The sequence below is a fragment of the Paenibacillus peoriae KCTC 3763 genome, assembly GCF_000236805.1.
GTDB lineage: Bacteria > Bacillota > Bacilli > Paenibacillales > Paenibacillaceae > Paenibacillus > Paenibacillus peoriae.
In genome coordinates this window covers 492,140-514,950 of the sequence record NZ_AGFX01000012.1, presented here as the reverse complement: position 1 = coordinate 514,950, position 22,811 = coordinate 492,140, and the positions used below count along the sequence as shown (strand labels likewise).

Below are 22,811 nucleotides of genomic sequence, written 5' to 3'. Positions count from 1 at the left end.
TCCAGACGCAAAGTTCTGGAGAAGAAAAAAAGATTATGACAATGTGATTATACTATGAGTATATCACTTTCGTATATACGATTATGCATCATCTACCATGTTAGTTGTTGGAAGGTACATCAGTTTTACAGAACGTTCAGCTTCACTTCAATATTTCCGCGGGTAGCGCGGGAGTATGGACATTGCTCATGTGCACCTTCCACCAGTTTTACTGCTGTCTCATGATCTACACCTTTTACCAGTACGTCCAGATTTACTCCAATTCCGAAGCCGCCGTCTTCCACTTTACCCAATTGGACCGTGGCTGTTACTTCAGTACCTTCGTGCTTAACACGTTGCATACGGGCAACCATATTTAAAGCACTGTCAAAGCAGGCGGAATATCCTGCTGCGAACAATTGCTCAGGATTTGTTCCTGCACCGCCTGCGCCACCCATTTCTTTAGGCATATCAATATTTAAACGAAGTTCAGGGGAGGAAGACTCGATATAACCGTTACGTCCACCAACCGCTTTTACTGTTGTTTCATACATTTTTTGTTGAATGGTCATCATAATTTAATCACTGCCTCTCGCTCAATTTATATTTTACACAATTTAATTTAACAAAATAATTATCGATTGTAAAGTATTTTGTGCAATTAGCATGTAATTTGCTATATAATGTGCTAAAATAGTGACGAAAGTAGGTGATCTGACAACATGGACCATAGTTATAACGAAGGTGCAGCATTAAAACTTGATAACCAGTTATGTTTTGCCATATATGCGTGTTCGAGAGAGATTACGAAGCTGTACCAACCTTATCTGGATAAGCTTGGTGTGACGTATTCACAATACCTGGTGCTAATCGTGCTCTGGGAGCGTGAAGAATGTACAGTGAAGGAATTGGGTGAAGCGTTGTACTTGGATTCCGGTACACTGACTCCGCTATTAAAGAGATTGCAAAATGCCGGATTGATTGATCGCAAGCGTTCGACTCAGGATGAGCGCAAAGTGCTGATTTCTCTGACGGCAGAGGGAAGCGCATTGCGAGAAAAAGCCCTATCTGTACCAGGATGTATTCAGGAAAAAACGAGTATGACCCACGATCAGTTTGGTTCGCTTCTACTGCAGTTCAAAGATCTGCTGGATCGTGTCCATCAAGCGAATGTGAAGATTGAAAAATCATAATAGGCACTTTCAGTTACGTTACAATCTGATTGCCCAAGTCGTTCTTAGCTGAAAAAGCGAGTGCCTGATGAAATAAAGTGCCTCTCATGGTGGGTTGTAACTCTATTTTGAGAGGTGCTTTTTTTTACGTCCCGTTGTATAAAAATTATCAAAAATAAATACCCATAAATATCCAAACATTCGATTTTGGGAATGATAATGATATCAAAATACTGTAATTCATGAGGTTAAATTTTAAGGAAAGCGTTTTAAAAACATGTTACAATGATGTAGGTTTAGTATAGATTTCCTTGTGAACCGCCCTTGTTGCAGTCATGTTGATAGGAGGATTCCAGAATGAATATCCATGAATATCAGGGTAAAGAAGTATTAAAGCAGTACGGAGTGGCTGTACCGAACGGTAAGGTTGCCTATACGGTGGAGGAAGCCGTTGCTGCGGCAGAATCGCTTGGAAGCGCTGTTACGGTGGTAAAAGCACAAATTCATGCTGGTGGACGCGGTAAAGCGGGTGGCGTGAAGGTAGCCAAAGGCTTGGAAGAGGTACGAACTTATGCCTCTGAAATTTTGGGAAAGGTGCTGGTGACGCATCAGACCGGACCTGAAGGTAAAGAAGTCAAACGCCTTTTGATAGAGGAAGGCTGCGACATTCGTAAAGAATATTACGTCGGCGTTGTTGTAGATCGTGCAACCGGACGTATCGTGATCATGGCCTCGGAAGAAGGCGGTACGGAAATCGAAGAGGTAGCTGCGGCTACTCCAGAGAAGATTTTTAAAGCGGTCGTTGATCCCGCGATTGGGCTTCAGGTGTATCAGGCTCGCAAGCTGGCTTATGACATTAACATTCCTAATGAGCAGGTAAACAAAGCGGTCAAATTTATGCTGGCGTTGTACGAGGCTTTTGTGGACAAGGACTGTTCGATTGCAGAAATTAATCCCCTAGTCGTTACAGGTGATGGAAATGTACTGGCGCTGGATGCCAAACTGAATTTTGATTCTAACGCGTTGTTCCGCCACAAAGATATTTTGGAATTGCGCGATTTGGATGAAGAGGACGAAAAGGAAATTGAGGCATCCAAATACGATCTGAGCTATATCGCCCTCGACGGAAATATTGGCTGTATGGTCAATGGTGCAGGCTTGGCGATGGCAACAATGGATATTATCAAATATTACGGTGGCGATCCGGCAAACTTCCTGGACGTAGGGGGCGGTGCGACGACGGAAAAGGTGACCGAAGCGTTTAAAATCATTTTAGCCGATCCGAAGGTAAAAGGTATTTTCGTGAACATTTTCGGCGGAATTATGCAGTGTGACATCATTGCGAACGGCGTTGTGGAGGCTGCCAAGCAGTTGGGGCTGACTCGTCCGCTTGTTGTCCGTCTCGAAGGGACGAATGTCGAGTTGGGCAAACAGATTTTAGCGGAATCCGGGTTAAATATCGTGGCTGCCGATTCCATGGCGGATGGTGCCCAAAAAATCGTTGAACTTGTTCAATAGCCTGTTTGCATTCCGATATGCCGAATAAACGATAGGGGATGTGAAGATCGTGAGTATTTTGGTCGATAAGCATACAAAGGTGATTACACAGGGGATTACGGGAAAAACGGCGTTGTTTCACGCCAAGGGTGCGCTTGATTACGGCACACAGATGGTAGGAGGCACCTCTCCGGGCAAAGGCGGCACAGAGGTGGAAATTACGCTGGAGAACGGACAACAGGTTAAGCTGCCAGTGTTTAACACGGTGAGTGAAGCAAAGGAAGCTACTGGTGCAACAGCAAGCGTGATTTACGTGCCGCCGGCTTTTGCAGCGGATTCCATTTTGGAAGCCGTGGATGCGGAGTTAGACCTCGTAATTTGTATTACCGAAGGTATTCCGGTGCTGGATATGGTCAAGGTCAAACGTTTTATGGAAGGTAGAAAGACTGTTCTGATCGGTCCGAACTGTCCGGGTGTTATTACGCCGGGTGAGTGTAAAATCGGTATCATGCCTGGTTACATTCATCTGCCAGGCCATGTAGGTGTTGTGTCACGTAGTGGTACGCTGACCTATGAGGCAGTGCATCAGCTGACAACGCGGGGCATAGGACAATCTTCTGCGGTCGGTATTGGTGGTGATCCTGTTAAAGGCTCGGAATTCATTGATATTTTGCGGCGCTTCAATGAGGACCCCAAAACTCACGCAGTTATTATGATTGGGGAAATCGGTGGTACAGCCGAGGAGGAAGCTGCCGAGTGGATTCGGGATCATATGACCAAGCCAGTGGTTGGTTTTATCGGCGGTGTGACTGCACCTGCAGGCAAACGAATGGGGCACGCAGGCGCCATTATTTCCGGTGGAAAAGGGACGGCCAAGGAGAAAATTGCTACGCTTGAAGCCTGCGGAATTAAGGTAGCACCGACTCCTTCCGAAATGGGTTCGACGCTGGTTAGTGTGCTGGAGGAGCGCGGGATTCTGAATTTGTGTACGACACATTAAGTCGTGTTTCTTCATTAATATACAGGCTGTAAAACAAATCGAAATTTGCAGCTTTCTAGTGTATAATGAAAGAAAGGTAAGCAACCTTTTTATCTTCTGTAACAGGGGATGAAAAGGTTGCTTTTTTTTCGTTGAGACAGGCTTGTCAGGGAAACGCTTGCAAAATAGTGCAATGTGCCACAAAATAAGGGAGGGTTTATTCTTCCCGTGAACGGGGGAACCGCAGTTTGGAAGAAAGATGGCTTTTGTTAGGTTTACATGAATTAGAAGGAATCGGAAGGAAGACCATTCAGCGTATTTGGTCGAGTGATTATCGACTGCATGAGCTGCTGCATTTTAGTGAGCAGAAATGGATGGAGATTGGATTAAGTTCTGCTCAGGCTCGCCTGGCAGCACAGTGTTACAACGAAGAATGGGTTCATGAACGATATCAGCGAGCTCAATCCGGTGATATTGGAACGATAACTTATGTAGACGAGGATTATCCCCTATTAATGAAGGAAACAGTTGATCCTCCTTGGGTAATATATACAAAAGGGGATAAATCACTTTTGCATACATGCGCTGTAGCCATAGTAGGAACCCGCGTTCCCACTGCGTATGGACGTAGAGCAGCGGAGATACTAACAGAGGGATTGTGTCGTGCTGGGATTACGGTGGTTAGTGGATTGGCAAGAGGAATTGATAGTATTTGCCATGAAACAGCGCTGCGCCAGGGAGGAAACACAATTGGTGTGCTCGGAACAGCCATTGATCAAATTTATCCGCCTCAAAATGCGTCTTTATTTGCAGAGATGGCAAGCAGAGGCTTGATCGTATCGGAGTATCCACCAGGCACGAGATCTCATCCAGGAATGTTTCCGCAGCGCAACCGCATTATTGCCGGCTTGACGAAGGGAACGCTTGTCGTCGAAGCAGATACAAGGAGTGGCTCTCTCATTACAGCTGATGCTGCAATGGAGGCAAATCGAGATGTGTTTGCTGTTCCCGGGCCAATTACGTCACCGAAGAGTAGAGGTACGCTCAGTCTGATTAAGCAGGGGGCCAAAACGGTCACTGAAGCTTCGGATATTATTGAAGAGTATGCAACTGATTTGCGTACAAGGGATGTTTCTTCATACAATAGGGAGCAGGGGCACGATGTAAGGGAGGTCTTGAATGCGACAGAAAGTGAAACTTCCGAGGAGAATCGTATTGTGCTGTTACTGGAGCAGGGAATCATGACTCTGGATGAACTGCTTGAAGCCACGGCATGGGATTTTGGACTTTTACACGCAGTTCTGTTATCGTTAATCATAAAAAAAAGGATCGCCCAGCTGGCGGGCACAAAATACAAGCTTATTTAGTAGTTGTTTTTGTAAAGTCCTTGGTTAGTAATTGCACAAATTCAATTTTAAACATCAGGTGAAGGGAAGTCATCCGCACCGCGGATTCCTACTCCCTCCCCACTTCCTGAATTGTGTTGACTTTATGACTCGCAGCAGCGGAGCAGATGGAATCTTTCTGGAGAAGCGCAGCGTTCGCCTTTACATCTGGATTTTAACCTATTTTGTTTTATTTAATGAAAAAAATCCGGGGGTAACAGCGATCGGAAGAATGATCCATCTGTGAAGCTCTCTAACGTGTCATAACTCACCACATTTCAGGAAGACTATCATATTCATGTATGCAATCGAGAGGAGGAAGAGCCTATGGCGGATTCACTCGTCATCGTGGAATCGCCTTCCAAGGCGAAGACGATCGGCAAATACTTAGGCAGCAAATATATCGTCAAGGCTTCCATGGGTCATATCAGGGATTTACCGAAGAGTCAGATCGGCGTAGAGGTCGAAAATGATTTTAATCCCAAATACATTACCATTCGAGGTAAAGGCTCAATTTTAAAAGAATTAAAGGATGCCCGGAAAAAAGTAAAAAAAGTATATCTGGCGGCTGACCCGGATCGCGAAGGCGAGGCTATTGCCTGGCATCTGGCACATGCATTGGAACTGGATGATACAGCAGATTGCCGGGTTGTATTTAATGAAATTACGAAGCAGGCTGTTAAGGATGCTTTTAAAACACCACGTAAAATCAATATGGATCTGGTCAATGCCCAACAGGCCAGACGCATACTTGATCGGCTTGTTGGCTATAAAATCAGTCCGCTTCTGTGGAAAAAGGTGAAAAAAGGTCTGTCCGCAGGTCGTGTGCAGTCCGTTGCGGTGAAAATTATTTTGGATCGGGAGACCGAGATCAGTGAGTTTGTACCGGAAGAATACTGGACGATTACAGCCAAGCTAGCTATTAAGGATAGCACCTTTGAAGCGAAATTCCACAAGCTGCGCGGCGAAAAGAAAGAGCTTTCCAGCGAAGCGGACGTACAAGAAGTATTAAAGGCGATCGGCAAATCGTCTTACAAGGTACAAGATGTGAAGGAGAAAGAGCGTCTTCGCAATCCTTCTCCACCATTTACAACAAGTTCATTACAGCAAGAGGCAGCTCGGAAGCTCAACTTCCGTGCATCCAAAACGATGTCTGTAGCTCAGCAGCTATATGAGGGCGTGGATTTGGGCAAGGAAGGGACCGTGGGGCTGATTACGTATATGCGTACGGATTCCACACGGATCGCCGTTTCGGCACAAGAGGAAGCAAAGGAAATCATCATTCAAAAATATGGCGAAGATTTTGTACCTGAAAGTCCTCGTCAGTATTCAAAAAAATCGGCCAACGCTCAGGATGCGCATGAAGCGATTCGTCCAACCTCCGCTTTGCGTGATCCAGAAACCGTGAAGCCGTTTATGAGCCGGGATCAGTTCCGGTTGTACAAACTGGTATGGGAACGTTTTATGGCGAGCCAGATGGCTTCCGCTATTATGGATACCCTGTCCGTTGATATTGAAGCAGGAGAGACGATTTTCCGCGCAGCCGGTTCTAAAGTTCGTTTTCCAGGCTTCATGAAAGTATATGTGGAGGGGAATGACGACGGTAAAACCGAAGAAGATAAGCTGCTGCCGCCACTTCAACCGGGCGATAAGCTGAAAAAAGAATCGGTTGAACCAAAGCAGCATTTTACACAACCGCCTCCTCGTTATACGGAAGCAAGACTGGTTAAAACGCTGGAAGAATTGGGTATAGGACGCCCGAGTACGTATGCTCCTACGCTGGAGACTATTCAGAAGCGTGGTTACGTCGCCATTGAGGAAAAGAAGTTCTTCCCTACAGAGCTGGGAGAATTAGTCATTGAACAGATGGAGGAGTTCTTTCCTGAGATTCTGAATGTGGAGTTCACTGCCAATATGGAAGGTGATCTTGACCACGTAGAAGAGGGAGAAGGAAATTGGGTTAAAGTCTTGAGTGACTTTTACGAGTCATTTGAGAAGCGTCTGGAAGTGGCAGAGGAAGAAATGAAGGAAATTGAGATCAAGGATGAAGTGTCTGATGTCATCTGTGATAAATGTGGCAGCCCAATGGTGTATAAGCTAGGCCGCTTTGGTAAATTTCTGGCCTGCTCTGCCTTCCCGGATTGCCGCAACACCAAGCCAATTGTCAAGGATATCGGGATCACTTGTCCTACATGCGGTGTGGGCCATGTCGTCGAACGACGGAGTAAAAAAGGACGTGTCTTCTACGGTTGTGACCGCTACCCGGAATGCGATTTTGTATCGTGGGATAAACCGTCCATTAAGCCTTGTCCGAGTTGTAGCGGTTTAATGGTCGAAAAACGAACGAAACAGGGAACAAAGCTCAACTGTACCGTCTGCGATCACAGTGAAATGCTGGAAGAAAGCGATGAGAGTGTAGAGACTTCATAAGAACAACAATAGCAGGGGGATTTATACGTGAGTGAAATGCAAAAGGTAACGGTCATCGGAGCGGGTTTGGCGGGCAGCGAAGCTGCCTGGCAAATTGCAAGCCGTGGAGTACCTGTTAAGTTATATGAAATGAGGCCGGTTGTAAAAACACCGGCACATCATACAGATAAATTTGCCGAACTGGTGTGCAGTAACTCCTTGCGTGCGAACGGTCTAACGAATGCGGTTGGCGTGCTGAAGGAAGAGATGAGAATGCTGAATTCCTTGATTTTGAGCGCAGCGGATAGTCATGCTGTTCCAGCTGGCGGTGCGTTGGCAGTGGATCGAGACGGATTTTCCGGTCATATTACAGATACACTTCATCAGCATCCGCTGATTGAGGTCGTGAATGAAGAGCTTCAGGAAATTCCACAGGATGGCATTGTGGTCATTGCAACGGGGCCTTTAACTTCTCCGGCTTTGTCAGAACAGATTAAATCGCTGATGGGAGAGGAGTATTTTTACTTTTACGATGCTGCAGCCCCGATTGTTGAAAAGGACTCCATTGACATGAGCAAGGTTTACCTGGCCTCCCGTTATGATAAGGGAGAAGCGGCTTACTTGAATTGTCCGATGAATGAAGCGGAATTTGACGCTTTTTATGAGGCCTTGATTACGGCCGAGGTGGCACAGGTTAAGGAATTTGAAAAAGAAATCTATTTCGAGGGCTGTATGCCTATCGAAGTGATGATGCAGCGTGGGAAACAGACTGCATTGTTCGGGCCTATGAAGCCAGTTGGCCTAGTGAATCCACATACAGGTGAACTGCCGTATGCAGTTGTTCAGCTTCGCCAGGATAATGCTGCAGGCACACTGTATAATCTGGTTGGTTTCCAGACTCACCTCAAATGGGGGGAGCAAAAGCGTGTATTTTCTATGATACCGGGTCTCGAAAAGGCAGAGTTTGTACGTTATGGTGTGATGCATCGTAATACCTTTATTAATTCTCCTCAGCAGCTTCAACCAACTTATCAATTCAAGGGGAGAAGCAATTTGTTCTTTGCCGGGCAAATGACTGGCGTAGAGGGGTATGTGGAATCAGCAGCTTCAGGTTTGCTTGCGGGAATGAATGCGGCGCGTGCGGCGCAGGGACAGGAAATGTTTGTATTCCCTGCGGAAACGACACTAGGCAGTATGGCGCGGTATATTACGACCGCTGATTTCAAGCATTTTCAGCCGATGAATGCAAACTTCGGTCTGCTGCCAAAGCTGGAGACGCGAATCCGCAATAAGAAGGAAAAGAACGAAGCGCTCGCGAATCGCGCGCTGGAAAGCTTGCGCCATTACATCGATGAAACAGGAGTTATGTCAGCTGAAGTACAGGCATAAGGATGAAGGAAAAGGAGGAGCGCGTTATGGATATGTCCTTTCATGCTACCACCATCTGCGCTGTACGCCACAATGGCAAAGGAGCTATTGCGGGTGATGGACAGGTAACGTTCGGCAACAGTGTTGTTATGAAGCAAACTGCTAAAAAAGTACGTAGATTGTATCGTGGGCAAGTCGTTGCGGGATTTGCGGGTTCGGTGGCCGATGCTATCACATTATTTGAAAAGTTTGAAAGCAAGCTGGAGGAACATCACGGCAACCTGCAACGGGCTGCCGTGGAACTGGCCAAGGACTGGCGACAGGATCGTATTCTGCGCAAGTTGGAGGCGCTAATGATTGTGATGGATACCTCCGGCATGCTGCTCATTTCCGGAGGCGGAGAAATTATCGAGCCAGACGATGATGTACTTGCGATTGGCTCAGGTGGTAATTTTGCATTGGCGGCTGCTCGAGCGTTCAAACGTCATGGAACTGATATGGATGCAAAGGATATGGCGCGGGAAGCTTTAGAGGTTGCTTCGGAAATATGCGTGTATACAAACAATCAGATTATCGTGGAAGAACTGTAAATCGGCTCCGAGTATTCAAGGGTGGAGGAATGCAAAATGAAGAATCAATCGTTGACGCCCAGACAAATTGTATCCGAGTTGGATAAATATATTGTCGGACAAACGCAGGCTAAAAAATCTGTTGCTGTTGCCTTGCGCAACCGTTATCGTCGCAGCAAGCTGCCGGATGATGTCCGGGATGAGATTGTGCCTAAAAATATTTTGATGATCGGGCCGACAGGTGTGGGTAAAACGGAAATTGCGCGTAGACTCGCACGACTCGTGGGAGCTCCTTTTGTCAAGATTGAAGCGACCAAATTCACAGAAGTGGGCTACGTCGGTCGTGATGTGGAGTCCATGGTACGTGATCTGATGGAAACCTCCATCCGCATCGTTAAGGCCGAGCGAACAGAGAATGTGAAGGACAAAGCGGAGGACATGGCCAATGAACGGATTGTCGGCATCCTTGTACCTGCGGAGAAGTCAGGCAAATCGCAGCGTAATCCCTTTGAAATGCTGTTTGGCAACAACCCAGGTGCTTCGGTAGAAGAAGAACCACCACAACAGGACGCTTCCTTGGCGGAGAAAAGACGTAAGGTCAAATTTGATCTGCTGTCCGGTAAGCTTGAGGATGAGGTCATAGAGATTGATGTAGAGGATACCGCACCCAATATGCTCGATATGTTTGCCGGGCAAGGAAATGAACAAATGGGTATGAATATGCAGGAGATGTTCGGAAGTTTTCTGCCCAAGCGGACTAAAAAGCGCAAGTTATCCGTGAAGGAGGCCCGCAAGGTTCTGATTCAGGATGAGGCTGCCAAACTGATCGAGATGGATGATGTAATTCAGGAGTCTGTGAAACGTGCTGAACAGTCCGGTATTATTTTCATCGATGAAATAGATAAGATTGCCAGCCAGGGCAAGGGGAATGGTCCTGACGTTTCCAGAGAGGGCGTCCAGCGTGACATTTTGCCTATTGTCGAGGGATCTACCATTATGACTAAATACGGTCCGGTAAGAACGGATTACATTTTGTTTATTGCTGCAGGGGCCTTTCATGTCGCCAAGCCGTCTGACCTCATCCCTGAACTTCAAGGCCGTTTTCCCATCCGTGTAGAGCTGAGCAGCTTGACCCTGGATGAGTTTGTGTCGATATTGACGGAGCCTAAAAATGCGCTGACCAAGCAATATACGGATCTGCTCCGCACCGAAGAGATCGAAGTTGAATTTTCAGCAGATGCGATCCGTGAGATTGCCAGCATTGCCGAGTCCGTAAATCGAAACACGGAAAATATCGGCGCGCGCCGTTTGCATACCATTCTAGAAAAGCTGCTGGAGGATTTATCCTTCGAAGCTCCTGAGCTTACATTGGATCGTATGATCATTACGCCCGAATATGTTCGTGAGAAGCTGGGTGATATTGCCCAAAACAGGGACCTTAGTCAGTATATTTTATGAATAGGGGTTCTAAAAATAGGGTGTGTGGGCCAGAATAACACTATCTTGCACCGTTAAATAGACCTAGTCGAAACTTAAGTTGATGATTTTTCTGTCTATTCCAAAAGTAGGACGTGTAATCTTTTACAGGTGTAAAGTGCTAAAAAAAAGCTCGTTTTCTCGAAAATAACCTGAAAAATTTAACAAATTATGCATCTAAAGCCCTCTTTTTTAAAAAAGATAGGGCTTTTTTCTTATTGTAATTAGGTCCCAACTCTACGAAACTTAGAATATATGACAGAAAGCAATTATTTTCTACTTAAGACCTAAGAGAAATGTATAATTATGAAATTAAATTGTCGAAAAAAAGTGAAAAATCTTGTTTTATTGAATCTTACTTTGGAGTAGACACTGGAAGGGAGGAGCTAAATGAATCTGCTGGGTGATGTTAGCTTTCAAAAGCTTCAGGCAGGTGTTCAGGCGGCAAATACGAGACAACGTGTGATAGCCAACAACATTTCCAATGTGGATACCCCGTATTTTAAGCGTTCGGAGGTTTCATTTGAAGAACTGCTGCAGCAGCAAATGGACGGTGATGTAACACCACTGCGTGGAAAAGTTACCAATGCAAGACATTTTCAAATAGGACCTGTGAACTCTATTCCGGACGCTATGGTCACCAAAGATGGGTACTCAGTCATGAACAATAATATGAACAACGTAGATGTCGATAGAGAAATGAGTCTTATGGCTGAAAATCAACTAAGATATAATACCTACATCCAAGAAATTACTGAACGTATCAAAATGATGAGAACAGCGGTAGAAGGGAGATAGGATTAGGTGAAGATTAACAACGGCTTTGATATTAGCGCATCTGCACTTACGGCCCAACGGTTGCGGATGGATGTTATATCAAGTAACATCGCGAACGCAGAGACAACCCGGGCCAAAGTGGAGAATGGACAAGCAATTCCATATCGGAGAAAAACGGTTGTTTTGGAGCCGAACCAATCTGGCTTTGCCGATGTTTTGAAGGCTCAAATGGAAGGAAACGGCACAGGTTCCGCTGGCGTCAAGGTTGCGCAAATTCAGGAAGATCAGTCACCTTTGAAGCCTGTGTACAATCCGGGTCACCCGGACGCTGATAAAGATGGCTATGTATATATGCCTAATGTAGACATTATGAAAGAAATGGTTGACATGATTTCTGCAACACGCTCGTACGAAGCCAATGTAACAGCTCTGAATGCATCAAAAGCGATGGTTTCCAAAGCACTTGAAATCGGTCGCTAAGTTCCAGGACTACTAACTATTGAATAGGGAGAGTAAAGCATGATTCAAAACGCCATGTTTAATGTACAGACACCGGTAATACAGCAGATTCAATCGCCTAACAATGAGTTGACGAAAGCGACACCTTCCGAATCCTTAAAGGATTTTGGTTCTTTCCTGAAGGATGCTCTCAATGAAGTAGGGCAGCAGGAAGCCGCTACACACCAGATGTCCGACCAATTCATGGCAGGCAAAGTTGATGTGGATCAAGTCATGATCACTTCTCAGCAAGCACTGCTTTCCCTGCAGCTTACGACACAGGTCCGAAACAAAGCGATCGAAGCCTATCAGGAGATCATGCGTACACAGATGTAAAGAGGATCTAGCAAAGTTTCGGATGGGGTGACGGAGTGAACGAGAGAATCGCCCAATATCGGGATAAAATTGCCGGGTATTGGAATAATTTCAGCAAAAAACAGAAGATACTGCTTGTTTCGACATTAGCATTCATTATTATTGCAATTGTAGTGCTAACGATGCAGTTTACTAAAACCGAGTATGAAGTGGCTTTCCGGGACTTGAATGCAAACGATGCTGCCGGAGTCATTAAATATCTCGATTCAGCGGGTATACCGTATCAGCTCAACGCCGGTGGGACGCAAATTTCAGTCCCAACTGCAAGTGCAGATAAGGCAAAGGTAGATGTTGGGTCTCAAGGCCTGATTCAAAAGGGCTCGATCGGCATGAGTGCTTTTGACCAGTCTTCCTCGGCAATTGGTATGACGGAGAACGAGTTCAATGTGAAGTACAATAACGCATTGAATGGTGAAGTACAGCAGCTGTTGGAACGGATGGATGGTGTCCAAAGCTCTAAAGTTGTCATTAATATGCCGAAGGAAAACATTTTTGCCGGGCTTGAAGAGAAGGACAAAGCTTCTGCTTCAGTGCAAATGGAATTTGAACCTGGCTTCACGCCAAATCAACAAGCCATTGATGGCTACTTTAATCTGGTGAAAACGGCTGTGCCGAATTTGCCAGTGGAGAACATTACAATTACCAATAAGGAATATGAGTTAATTCCAACAGCCAAGGGCGGCCAAGGAGGACTCACTAGTGGTGTTCAGGAAAACATGGCTCTACAGAAGAAGTTTGAGAGCGATGTAAGGAATAATGTTCAACAATTTTTGTCGAAAATTGTTGGGGATGACAAGGTAAATGTACTGGTCATGTCCCAGCTGAATTTTGACAAAGTAACATCTAAGGAACAAATGGTCACACCTGTTGACCAGGCGAAAATGAAGGGCATTGAAATCAGTGCTCAACAAATTCAGGAAAGCTATACGGGCAGCAGTGGACAAACCGGAGGAGTTGCAGGAACAGGAACACAGGATGTTCCAGGTTACCCTGGAGGATCCAATTCCGGCAACACCAGCTCAGATAAAAGCTCAAGCACAATTAACTACGAAGTTAACCGAATTGCGAGAGATATTATCCAAAGTCCGTATGTTGTAAAAGATTTAACCATTAATGTGGCGGTTGAACCACCAACAGGACAACAAACATTGGATACTGCAACTCAGGCAGCAATTCAAAATATTTTGGTTAATATTGTGAGAGCATCGTTGGCGAATTCCGGTACTACCTTTACAGACGCTGATTTGGCCAAAAAGGTTTCAGTTTTCTCGCAAACTGTCCCGGCGCCAGCGAACACCAACACATTCTTCTCGGCTTCCAATCCGTGGGTTTGGGGCATCGGAGCAGCAGTCCTGGCATTGTTGGCGGGTGCAATCTTCCTGATCGTACGTCGTCGTCGTAAACAGGAAGAAGATCTGGAGGATGATTTGGAACTCATGCCAACGCCGACGGAGTTCCCGTCTATTACCATGGAAAGTGTGACAAATGAAAGTCAAGTGCGTAAACAGCTTGAAAGTCTGGCGAAAAAGAAACCCGACGAATTCGTCAATCTGCTTCGTACATGGCTGGCTGACGAATAGAGGTGAGTTCATTGGCAAAGGCAAGCAGTCAAGGTTTAACGGGAAGACAGAAAGCGGCTATTCTTCTGATCACAATGGGGCCAGAAGTATCTGCACAAATATTCAAACATTTGCGTGATGAAGAGATCGAGCAACTTACATTGGAAATTGCCAATGTACGGAAGGTCGATGCCATTGAAAAAGACTCCATTATGGCCGAATTTCATCAAATTTGTCTGGCTCAGGAGTACATTTCCCAAGGCGGTATCAATTACGCGAAAGAAATATTGGAAAAAGCGCTCGGGTCACAAAAAGCGGTCGAAGTCATTAACCGCCTGACGGCAACGCTACAGGTAAGACCATTCGATTTTGCCCGCAAGGCTGATCCAAACCAAATTTTGAATTTTATACAAAATGAGAATCCACAGACGATTGCTCTCGTGCTTTCGTACTTGCAATTCGAGCAGGCGGCGGTCATTCTGTCGTCCCTGCCACAGGAAAAGCAGGCAGATGTGGCCCGGCGTGTTGCTGTCATGGATAGCACATCTCCGGAAGTTATTTCACAAGTGGAACGTGTGCTGGAGCAAAAGCTGTCAGCAACCGTAACACAGGATTACACGAATGCAGGCGGTATCGAGTCCATTGTTCAAATTCTGAATGGCGTAGACCGCGGAACCGAGCGTACAATTCTCGACTCGCTTGAGATTCAGGACCCTGAACTGGCTGAGGAAATCAAGAAAAGAATGTTCGTATTCGAGGATATTGTCAATATCGACAATCGTTCCATTCAACGCATTATTCGCGATATCGACAATGCGGATTTGCAGTTGGCGCTTAAAGTATCCAGTGAAGAAGTGCGCGATGTGATTTTCCGAAATATGTCGAAACGTATGGCCGAGACCTTCAAAGAGGAAATGGAGTACATGGGACCGGTGCGGCTGCGTGATGTGGAAGAAGCACAAACACGTATCGTATCCACGATCCGCAGATTGGAAGAGGCCGGTGAGGTTATAATCGCACGCGGCGGAGGAGATGACATCATTGTCTAACTTGATCAAATCTTTCCAATATGTGCCTGTAGAGGCTTTGAAAACGATTGATGTGGCACATGCGTATGCGCCAGAAACGACGGACGAAGAAGTCACAACTGAATATATGGAGCCGGAACCCCAAAGAGATTATGAGGCTGAGCGGCTCCGGGATGAAATGCTGAATGATGCCAAGGATTTTGCCGAACGGCAGGTTCGTGAGGCGGCTGAAGAAGCGGAACGGATACTTCAAGAAGCACAGCAGCAGATTGAAGACTGGTGGCAGGAACGACGTGAGAATGACGATCAATTAACCCAGTCGTTAAAAGCCGACGGCTTCCAGCAAGGCTATGAAGAAGGTCAGAAGCTGGCTGAGGCAGAGCTCCAGACAAAATCGGAGCAAATGATGGAAGAAGCACAGGAAATTCTGCGTCAGGCTTATGAGATTAAAGAGCAGCTGATTCAGGAAGCTGAGCCGTTTTTGGTCGAATTGAGTAGCGCTATTGCTGAGAAAGTCATTGAAAAGCAGCTTAGTCTTGAGCCGGAATATACGATCGAGCTCATTCGCAAAAATTTGGCTCGCAAGCGGGAAAAAGGAACTATCACGTTGTGTGTGTCGCCTCAGCATTTCGCATTTGTGCAAGGTGCCCGCGAAGAACTGTCATTAACTGTTGATTCACAGGCAGAACTGCAAATTATTCCTGATGGTACCGTGAAAGATCGCGGTTGTGTCATCCGTTCTTCCTTTGGAAGCGTGGATGCACGAGTTGATACGCAATTAGCGGAGATCAAAAAAGAACTGCTGCGTCTGGCACATGAGAATGAGGAGCGAAGACATGAAGGGGCTTAATGCACAGCGCTACATGGATCATTTGCGACAGCTGGACCCGGTTCGGGTAAACGGCAAGGTTACACAGGTTATCGGTTTGATGGTGGAATCGGAAGGTCCGGATGCCAGCATCGGTGATGTTTGTTACATTTATCCGGGCAAAGCGGCCAAGCCACTGCAGGCGGAGGTTGTGGGCTTCAGAGACAACAAGGTACTTCTGATGCCGCTGGGAGAATTACAATCCATTGGTCCCGGTTGTGATGTCGTAGGAACCGGGAAACCACTTAATGTGCAGGTCGGATCAGAGCTGTTAGGCAAAGTGCTGGACGGTCTGGGTCAGCCGCTGGATGGTTCGTTGATTCCTTCGAGAATGGCGAGATATTCGACCTTCAATATTCCTTCCAACCCGCTGAATCGTCCGCGTGTGCAGGAACCGATCAGTATCGGAGTGCGGGCTATCGATGGATTGCTAACCATTGGTAAAGGACAACGGGTTGGTATTTTTGCAGGATCTGGTGTAGGCAAGAGTACCCTGATGGGAATGATTGCACGCAATACGGAAGCCGATGTCAACGTAATTGCGCTGATCGGTGAACGTGGACGTGAGGTACTGGACTTTATCGAACGGGACTTGGGCCCGGAGGGGCTCGAACGTTCTGTAGTCATTGTAGCTACTTCCGACCAGCCTGCGTTGATTCGCATTAAGGGTGCACTCATTGCGACGACGATCGCAGAGTATTTTCGGGATCGCGGGTTGAACGTCATGCTGATGATGGACTCCGTTACCCGGTATGCTATGGCTCAGCGTGAAGTAGGACTGGCCGTAGGGGAGCCGCCAGCAATGAGAGGATACACCCCTTCCGTGTTTGCCAGCTTACCGAAGCTGTTGGAGCGTGCAGGAACAGGGCCTACCGGCTCTATAACCGCCTTTTATACAGTGCTGGTCGATGGTGATGACATGAACGAGCCTATCGCGGATGCGGTGCGCGGAATTTTGGATGGCCACATTGTATTGAACCGGGGGATTGCTCACAAAGGGCATTTTCCCGCAATTGATGTACTGGCGAGCATTAGTCGGGTCATGAAGGACATTTCACCGCGTGATCAGATCGAAGCTGCCGAGAACATTAAGCGCTTGATGGCCATTTACAAAGATTCGGAGGACCTGATTAACATTGGGGCCTATCAGCAGGGTTCAAATGCAGAAATTGACGAATCTATAGAGCGCATACGGGATATATGGGATTATACAAGGCAAAGAACAGATGAAAAGGCTGAGCTGGATGAGGTACGGGAACGTTTGATTTCTGAATTTACGAGGAGATGAAGGTTGAACGATGAGATTTCAGTATTCCTTTCAGAAAGTTGTAGACTTGAAAACGAACGAAAAGTCACAGGCCGAATGGATGCTTTCCAGTGCTGTTGGACAATTGCAGGCTGAAGAGCAGACATTGTTACAGCTTGTAGGCGAAAGGAATCGGGTCATATCAGCCATTCAAAAGGCTGCCGAGGATTGCGCGCCACTCTCTACTATTCAGGAATTACAAGCTTATGTTAATCATCTGGACCAATGTATTACACGCAAGCATAAAGACGTTCAATATGCGCAGCAAAATGTGCAAAGCAAACAAACCGTTTTGACCGATAAAATGCTGGATGAACAGGTTTGGCTGAAAGCGAGAGAGAAGGCCAACGTGAAATTCCAACAGGAAATGCTCCTGCGCGAGCAGAACGAGCTGGATGAAATGGCTTCCGTGCGATTTGCCATGAAAGCCCGGTAAGCGGAAAGTCATAGGATAAGCATATCAGCTGCCTGAGGAGGAAGACGATGGCACAGAAGTTAGCAGATAATGAACTGGATATGGATTTAGAAAAAGAATCAGGCGGGGGATTTGAACGGTTTATGTTTTTCCTGATTCCGATTGTGTTCACAATCGTTCTGGTCGGGGTCCTGCTTACACTGTTCAATATGGATTTCAGAAGCGAAATGATTACATTGGGGAACAAAATTCCAATCGTGAAAAATTGGCTTCCTGAATCGAAAGATAAGGCTGCTCAGACGAAAGAGGCAGATCAGAAAGCCCAGTCTGAAAGTTCTGAAGCGACCATACAGCAGTTAAAGACAGATTTGGCCAAACAGACAGAGGAGCTTAAAAAGGCTTCCGCTGCCAAAACGGCCCAGGATAAAAAGGTTACAGAACTGCAGAATCAAGTCAATTCGCTGCAAACGCAACAGACACAGACTGGTCAGCAGGGACAGACAGGCACGCAAGCCGCTGGCACTACTGCTAGCGGAACAGCGAATGAAGATCCATATGTAAAGCAGGCGAAGGATCTCGCTTCCATGTATGAAGGTATGACAGCAAGCAAGGCGGCACCGATTATGGAAAACCTGACTACGGAAGAAACTGTACAACTGTTAAGCTATATGGATCCTGCAAACAGTGCGAAAATCCTGCAAAAGATGGATGCCAAAAAGGCAGCCGATATTACCATGGCTCTGAAAAATGTTACACCATCCACGGATTTGTCAGTAGCTGCGTTGCAGTCCCGTTTGAAAAAGGATCAAAGCAGTACAGCGGGAACGACGAGTAAAAGCTTGCAAAACACTCAAATCAGCAGCACATTTGCTTCCATGGACAAGAAAAGCGGTGCTGAACTTATTTTACAAACTTATAAAATCAGTCCGGACAAGGCGTTAAACATATTAAAAACAGTAGATGATTCAACACGTGCTTCTTTACTGCAAAATATGTCTGCAAAGGATGCGGGACAGACTGCAAAAATTTTGAACAAGCTGATGGGCACCAAGTAATGTACATGAAAGGAGGTGAAAAATAAATGACCCTTATTTCTCAAAGTGTATCTCTTAGTTCCAGTCAGACAGCGGGTAGCACGACGTCAGCATCAACAACGAATACAGCAGCAGCCGGAGCAGCAAACGGTGCGTTTAATCAAACACTAACGCAAATGATGACAGGCGGGCAAACGGGCTCAGCCGGGGCAGATGCTAACGGTTCTCCATTAGTTATGGTACTTCCACTTATTGCAGCCGGAGAATCTGCGGAAGCTCCATCCGAGCCGCTTATCGAAACATTGACTCCTTTGCTGCAAAATCTTGAGAAACTGGATGACCAGGTAGCTGCTGATCCTGCTCTGCTTGCAGCTTTGCAATCATGGGTTCAGCAAGTTCAACAGTTTTTGCAAGGCGGCGGAGCTAATCAACAGTCAGATGGTGGAGAAACGACAGAGGCAACAGGCTTAACGGCTTTGGCAGCTAATCCGGCTACTCTTCGATTTGCATTGCAGGACGCTTTGTCACAGCTTGTTAATGTAGCAGAGCAGGCTTCAGGAGAACAAAAGTCCCAGGTGACACAGCTGCTACAATCGCTTCAAAGCGTGACAGCCGGTACGGGAACTATTTCCGATGAGCAGTGGAATGGTGTGATAAAAGCTGTGGAACTCGCTGATGCTGGGAATTCACAAGCTGCTCAGCCTTCTACAAATCGCGCTAATGGTACTCAGACATTGACTGTAGCTTCTACAGGCAAACAGGTTGTTGCTCCTGAGCAGCAAGCGAGTCAAGGTGGAACGAGTCAACAAGGCTCAGAAGGACAACGTTCATCCACTAATCTGCATGTTCAATCTGCAGTTAAAGCGACTGTAACGGATGAAACTAGTGCATTCGTAGACGCAACTGAGCAAGTGGACCCGGCAGCAACTGACAATCAGACTCCAGTGATCACGACTGCAGGACAGCTTTCGGTACAGACGCAAGGAACAGCCCCTTCGGCTCCGGCCCAACCTGTCGTGCATGTACGACAATTTGCCAAGGAAATGACTGAATTTGTAGTGCAGAAGCTTGATATTGTAAAGCATTCCGGTTTAACGGAAGCTACGATCATGCTTCGTCCTGAACATCTGGGCCAGCTGGAAGTTAAGCTGACGATGCAGAATGGTCATCTGGTCGCCCAGTTCATGACCGAGCATAGCGGAGCGAAAGATTTGCTGGAACAGCAAATGTCGCAGCTGCGTGCCAGCCTGCAAAGCCAGGGTATTCAGGTTGATAAGGTGGAAGTAACGCATAATGAATCACTTTCCTCCCATATGTATCAGGATGGCCGTGGCTCCGGTGCTAATCAACAACAGCAATCCAACCAGCGTTCCAAAGCTCAAAGTAGAGAAGAGAACGAGGATGCTTTGAAGGTAGCCGAAATGGCAGAAGAGCTGCGCAACTGGACAGCAGAACAACGCGCAGATGATGTGAATCGGACAGGTTCCTTTACAGCACAAGCGTAATGATGGAGGTGAGAACACTATGACGACTACAGACAACAATGTATCCACCAGTAACGTCTGGCCGAATTACAATGTGAATAATGTCAAAACAGCAAGTGCCAAGGATACCAAAACAATGGGTAAGGATCAATTTTTGAAAATTTTGATCACCCAGCTGCAAAATCAGGACCCGATGCAGCCTTTGGAGGATAAAGAATTTATCGCTCAAATGGCCCAGTTTTCTTCGGTGGAGCAACTGATGAACATTTCTACGCAGTTGACTGCATTGGGACAGTCTTTGGGCACTGCCTCCGGATTGATAGGGAAGGAAGCTAGCTGGATTGAGGCAGGTAAAAAAGATCCCCTGACGGGTGAAACAGCCGCAGGAACGGTGAAAAGTGGAATTGTAGATTCTATCATTATTCGCGACGGTGTGCAGTATGCCAAAATGGGATCGTCCGAGGTAGCATTAAAAGATGTTACTTCAGTAAGCCAGCCTAACTCAACGGCTCCTGCAACAGAAACGTCAGATACAACACCTTCTTCCTCTACTGGAAGTGGTGAGAACTCATGAATAACAGAATAACGGTTGGACGCCTTTTTCCCGCCAATGTTCCTCCGGCAGCGATTCCGCAAAACCGGACTAATCCAGTGCCGAAGGATGCCAAACCATTCGATCAGGTGCTGCAGGAACAGGTTCTCAGGCTGAGCAATCATGCGGCCAAGCGGCTGGAGCAGCGAGGAATAGAGTTGAGAAGCGATCAGATGGAGAAGATTAACTCCGCTGTCGATAAGGCGGCTGCCAAAGGTGCCAAGGAATCATTGATTTTAATGCAGGATATGGCTTTGATTGTAAGTGTGCCTAACCGGACAGTAGTTACAGCAATGGACAAGCAGTCCATGGAGGATAACGTATTTACGCAAATAGACAGTGCCGTAATTATTTCATAAAAATTGTATACGAAGTGGCTGGCCCGAACAGGAAAGCCATGAAAAAGCCGCAGATCGACTGATGCGGTTAACGAAGCAACCAAACAGAGGAGGATTTATACTCAATGTTGAGATCAATGTATTCAGGTGTATCGGGCATGAAGGGCTTTCAAACAAAGCTGGACGTTATCGGTAACAACATTGCCAACGTAAATACTACAGGCTTCAAATCCGGCCGGGTGATGTTCAAAGATATTTTGAGCCAAACAAGTTCGGGGGCAAGCGCACCCGGAGACGCGGCCGGGGGTATTAACGCTAAGCAAGTTGGATTAGGGTCGACTGTAAGCTCAATTGACACGCTTCATTTGCCAGGAAGTGCCATGACAACGAACAATCCAACGGACTTGCGAATTAATGGTGATGGTTTTTTTCTGGTCAAAATGACAGGGGACCAAGAAGTTCCATATTTGACACGTGCTGGAGATTTTCATGTTGACGGAAATCGACAGTTGGTTACATCAGACGGGCTATTCGTCGCAGATTCAGGCGGGGGGACTCCCATTCAGTTGAACGATTTAACTACCGCCTTTTCTATTTCTCAGGATGGAACGATTGTCCAGCAGTTGTCGGATGGCACTGTAGACAATCAAACTAAAATCGGGGTAACTAAAGTCATCAATCCTGAGGGTTTGGAAAAGATCGGGGGGAGCTTGTACCGAGCAACCGTTAACTCCGGTGAAGAAGGTGCAGTTAATCCAATGGAAGCAAACAGTACAGATGCTGGCACAGGCGCCATCGTCGCCGGTCAGCTGGAAATGTCCAACGTTGATCTGACTGGTGAGTTTACCGAAATGATCGTAGCTCAGCGTGCTTTCCAAGCGAACTCACGTATCATTACGACTTCGGATGAAGTGCTTCAGGAAGTTGTAAACTTGAAACGATAATCTCATTTAAACGCGGAGGAGTAGAGTCTCCTCCGCACCTATCAGGAGGTTGGTGTTACGATGATCCCGTTGACGCGGCTGAACGGCTCGCCTATGTGGCTTAATGCGCTGCTCATTGAGACTGTGGAGGAAACACCGGATACATACGTCACTTTGGTGACGGGGAAACGGTTGATTGTATTGGAAAAAGCGGCAGATGTCGTCTCCTTGATCAAGGATTACAGCCGTGAAATCGGCATCCATGCCGCCACGATAAAAGTGCAACAAATGGAGGAAGACGAATGAAGAAGATGCTGCCATGGCTCATTACAATTTTACTCGCGATTACTTTGATTGCAGGCGCGGCCTTTGTACTTATACCAGCGCTTAGCGGGAAGAAGTCGGAAGTCACTCCGAATGCGCAAGCCGTTCAAGCAGAACAGCTTCCAAGATTGTCAGCAGATGAACTGGTGGAAGTGAGTTCTGAAATTACCGGTATTAAAACGAATTTAGCGGACGCCGATTACATTGTACAGATGAATCTTTCTTTCCAATTAAACGATGCCAAAGCAAAAGAAGCTTTTGAAAAAATCAAAGACATTAGTATTAAGCCGATTGTTATTCAATTACTTGCAGACACCAAACCTGATGAGCTCAGAACGGCTAAAGGCCGTAGCCAATTCAGTGACAAGCTGACGGATCTCATCAACAAGTCGCTCCCTGAAGGTCACCTGGGGAACGCCAAAATTACAGACTTTTTGCTGGCAGCCATTTGATTCC

At 46.5% G+C, this 22,811-nt stretch carries 24 protein-coding genes; 23 read left to right on the top strand and 1 reads right to left on the bottom strand.

Going from position 1 to position 22,811, the window contains the following annotated elements; all coding sequences use genetic code 11:
- Positions 1 to 125: 125 nt before the first annotated feature.
- Positions 126 to 554: an organic hydroperoxide resistance protein gene (locus tag KQI_RS0108770; protein WP_010346395.1), complete on the bottom strand. Its 429-nt coding sequence runs from the start codon at positions 552 to 554 to the stop codon at positions 126 to 128.
- A 147-nt stretch (positions 555 to 701) separates the two neighbouring features.
- Here KQI_RS0108770 and KQI_RS0108765 point away from each other — a divergent pair, with 147 nt between their 5' ends.
- From KQI_RS0108765 to KQI_RS0108655, 23 genes are all read left to right on the top strand, one after another.
- Positions 702 to 1,172, top strand: coding sequence for a MarR family winged helix-turn-helix transcriptional regulator (locus KQI_RS0108765; protein ID WP_010346394.1), 471 nt, complete (start codon positions 702 to 704; stop codon positions 1,170 to 1,172).
- 336 nt (positions 1,173 to 1,508) lie between these two features.
- Positions 1,509 to 2,669, top strand: a complete 1,161-nt coding sequence (gene sucC / locus KQI_RS0108760; protein ID WP_007430011.1) for an ADP-forming succinate--CoA ligase subunit beta — start codon at positions 1,509 to 1,511, stop codon at positions 2,667 to 2,669.
- A gap of 49 nt (positions 2,670 to 2,718) precedes the next feature.
- The gene (gene sucD, locus KQI_RS0108755; RefSeq protein WP_010346393.1) at positions 2,719 to 3,648 is read left to right on the top strand and encodes a succinate--CoA ligase subunit alpha; all 930 of its coding nucleotides are present in this window, start codon (positions 2,719 to 2,721) and stop codon (positions 3,646 to 3,648) included.
- Between the two features lie 227 nt (positions 3,649 to 3,875).
- Positions 3,876 to 4,994 carry a DNA-processing protein DprA gene (dprA, locus tag KQI_RS0108750; RefSeq protein WP_010346392.1) on the top strand — a complete coding sequence of 373 codons (1,119 nt, stop codon included), beginning with the start codon at positions 3,876 to 3,878 and terminating at the stop codon, positions 4,992 to 4,994.
- A 345-nt stretch (positions 4,995 to 5,339) separates the two neighbouring features.
- Positions 5,340 to 7,442, top strand: a complete 2,103-nt coding sequence (gene topA, locus KQI_RS0108745) for a type I DNA topoisomerase (RefSeq protein ID WP_010346391.1) — start codon at positions 5,340 to 5,342, stop codon at positions 7,440 to 7,442.
- A 27-nt stretch (positions 7,443 to 7,469) separates the two neighbouring features.
- Positions 7,470 to 8,810, top strand: a complete 1,341-nt coding sequence (trmFO, locus tag KQI_RS0108740) for an FADH(2)-oxidizing methylenetetrahydrofolate--tRNA-(uracil(54)-C(5))-methyltransferase TrmFO (RefSeq protein ID WP_010346390.1) — start codon at positions 7,470 to 7,472, stop codon at positions 8,808 to 8,810.
- Positions 8,811 to 8,836: 26 nt separating this feature from the next.
- On the top strand, positions 8,837 to 9,379 hold the full coding sequence (gene hslV / locus KQI_RS0108735; protein WP_007430016.1) for an ATP-dependent protease subunit HslV: 543 nt from the start codon (positions 8,837 to 8,839) through the stop codon (positions 9,377 to 9,379).
- A gap of 36 nt (positions 9,380 to 9,415) precedes the next feature.
- Positions 9,416 to 10,816 carry an ATP-dependent protease ATPase subunit HslU gene (gene hslU / locus KQI_RS0108730; RefSeq protein WP_010346389.1) on the top strand — a complete coding sequence of 467 codons (1,401 nt, stop codon included), beginning with the start codon at positions 9,416 to 9,418 and terminating at the stop codon, positions 10,814 to 10,816.
- Positions 10,817 to 11,224: 408 nt separating this feature from the next.
- Positions 11,225 to 11,632, top strand: coding sequence for a flagellar basal body rod protein FlgB (gene flgB, locus KQI_RS0108725; protein ID WP_010346388.1), 408 nt, complete (start codon positions 11,225 to 11,227; stop codon positions 11,630 to 11,632).
- A gap of 6 nt (positions 11,633 to 11,638) precedes the next feature.
- Positions 11,639 to 12,091 carry a flagellar basal body rod protein FlgC gene (gene flgC, locus KQI_RS0108720; protein WP_010346387.1) on the top strand — a complete coding sequence of 151 codons (453 nt, stop codon included), beginning with the start codon at positions 11,639 to 11,641 and terminating at the stop codon, positions 12,089 to 12,091.
- A gap of 39 nt (positions 12,092 to 12,130) precedes the next feature.
- On the top strand, positions 12,131 to 12,445 hold the full coding sequence (gene fliE / locus KQI_RS0108715; protein WP_007430020.1) for a flagellar hook-basal body complex protein FliE: 315 nt from the start codon (positions 12,131 to 12,133) through the stop codon (positions 12,443 to 12,445).
- A gap of 35 nt (positions 12,446 to 12,480) precedes the next feature.
- Entirely contained in the window at positions 12,481 to 14,064 is a 1,584-nt protein-coding gene (gene fliF, locus KQI_RS0108710) for a flagellar basal-body MS-ring/collar protein FliF (protein ID WP_010346386.1), read from the top strand.
- Positions 14,065 to 14,075: 11 nt separating this feature from the next.
- On the top strand, positions 14,076 to 15,092 hold the full coding sequence (gene fliG, locus KQI_RS0108705; RefSeq protein ID WP_010346385.1) for a flagellar motor switch protein FliG: 1,017 nt from the start codon (positions 14,076 to 14,078) through the stop codon (positions 15,090 to 15,092).
- Complete coding sequence (locus KQI_RS0108700) at positions 15,085 to 15,921, top strand: FliH/SctL family protein (protein ID WP_010346384.1); 837 nt, start codon at positions 15,085 to 15,087, stop codon at positions 15,919 to 15,921. The genes fliG and KQI_RS0108700 overlap by 8 nt, the downstream gene beginning before the upstream one ends.
- Positions 15,908 to 17,227: a flagellar protein export ATPase FliI gene (fliI, locus tag KQI_RS0108695; protein WP_010346383.1), complete on the top strand. Its 1,320-nt coding sequence runs from the start codon at positions 15,908 to 15,910 to the stop codon at positions 17,225 to 17,227. Before KQI_RS0108700 ends, fliI begins: the two co-directional genes overlap by 14 nt.
- 10 nt (positions 17,228 to 17,237) lie before the next feature.
- The gene (fliJ, locus tag KQI_RS0108690) at positions 17,238 to 17,681 is read left to right on the top strand and encodes a flagellar export protein FliJ (RefSeq protein ID WP_010346382.1); all 444 of its coding nucleotides are present in this window, start codon (positions 17,238 to 17,240) and stop codon (positions 17,679 to 17,681) included.
- Positions 17,682 to 17,728: 47 nt separating this feature from the next.
- Positions 17,729 to 18,715 carry a MotE family protein gene (locus KQI_RS0108685; RefSeq protein ID WP_010346381.1) on the top strand — a complete coding sequence of 329 codons (987 nt, stop codon included), beginning with the start codon at positions 17,729 to 17,731 and terminating at the stop codon, positions 18,713 to 18,715.
- 26 nt (positions 18,716 to 18,741) lie between these two features.
- Positions 18,742 to 20,199, top strand: coding sequence for a flagellar hook-length control protein FliK (locus KQI_RS0108680; RefSeq protein WP_010346380.1), 1,458 nt, complete (start codon positions 18,742 to 18,744; stop codon positions 20,197 to 20,199).
- 19 nt (positions 20,200 to 20,218) lie between these two features.
- Positions 20,219 to 20,752, top strand: coding sequence for a flagellar hook capping FlgD N-terminal domain-containing protein (locus KQI_RS0108675; RefSeq protein ID WP_010346379.1), 534 nt, complete (start codon positions 20,219 to 20,221; stop codon positions 20,750 to 20,752).
- Positions 20,749 to 21,129, top strand: a complete 381-nt coding sequence (locus KQI_RS0108670) for a TIGR02530 family flagellar biosynthesis protein (protein ID WP_010346378.1) — start codon at positions 20,749 to 20,751, stop codon at positions 21,127 to 21,129. Before KQI_RS0108675 ends, KQI_RS0108670 begins: the two co-directional genes overlap by 4 nt.
- Positions 21,130 to 21,233: 104 nt before the next feature.
- Complete coding sequence (gene flgG, locus KQI_RS0108665; protein ID WP_010346376.1) at positions 21,234 to 22,052, top strand: flagellar basal body rod protein FlgG; 819 nt, start codon at positions 21,234 to 21,236, stop codon at positions 22,050 to 22,052.
- Positions 22,053 to 22,112: 60 nt separating this feature from the next.
- On the top strand, positions 22,113 to 22,337 hold the full coding sequence (locus KQI_RS0108660) for a flagellar FlbD family protein (protein WP_007430031.1): 225 nt from the start codon (positions 22,113 to 22,115) through the stop codon (positions 22,335 to 22,337).
- On the top strand, positions 22,334 to 22,807 hold the full coding sequence (locus tag KQI_RS0108655; protein ID WP_010346375.1) for a flagellar basal body-associated FliL family protein: 474 nt from the start codon (positions 22,334 to 22,336) through the stop codon (positions 22,805 to 22,807). The genes KQI_RS0108660 and KQI_RS0108655 overlap by 4 nt, the downstream gene beginning before the upstream one ends.
- The last annotated feature ends 4 nt before the right edge of the window (positions 22,808 to 22,811 follow it).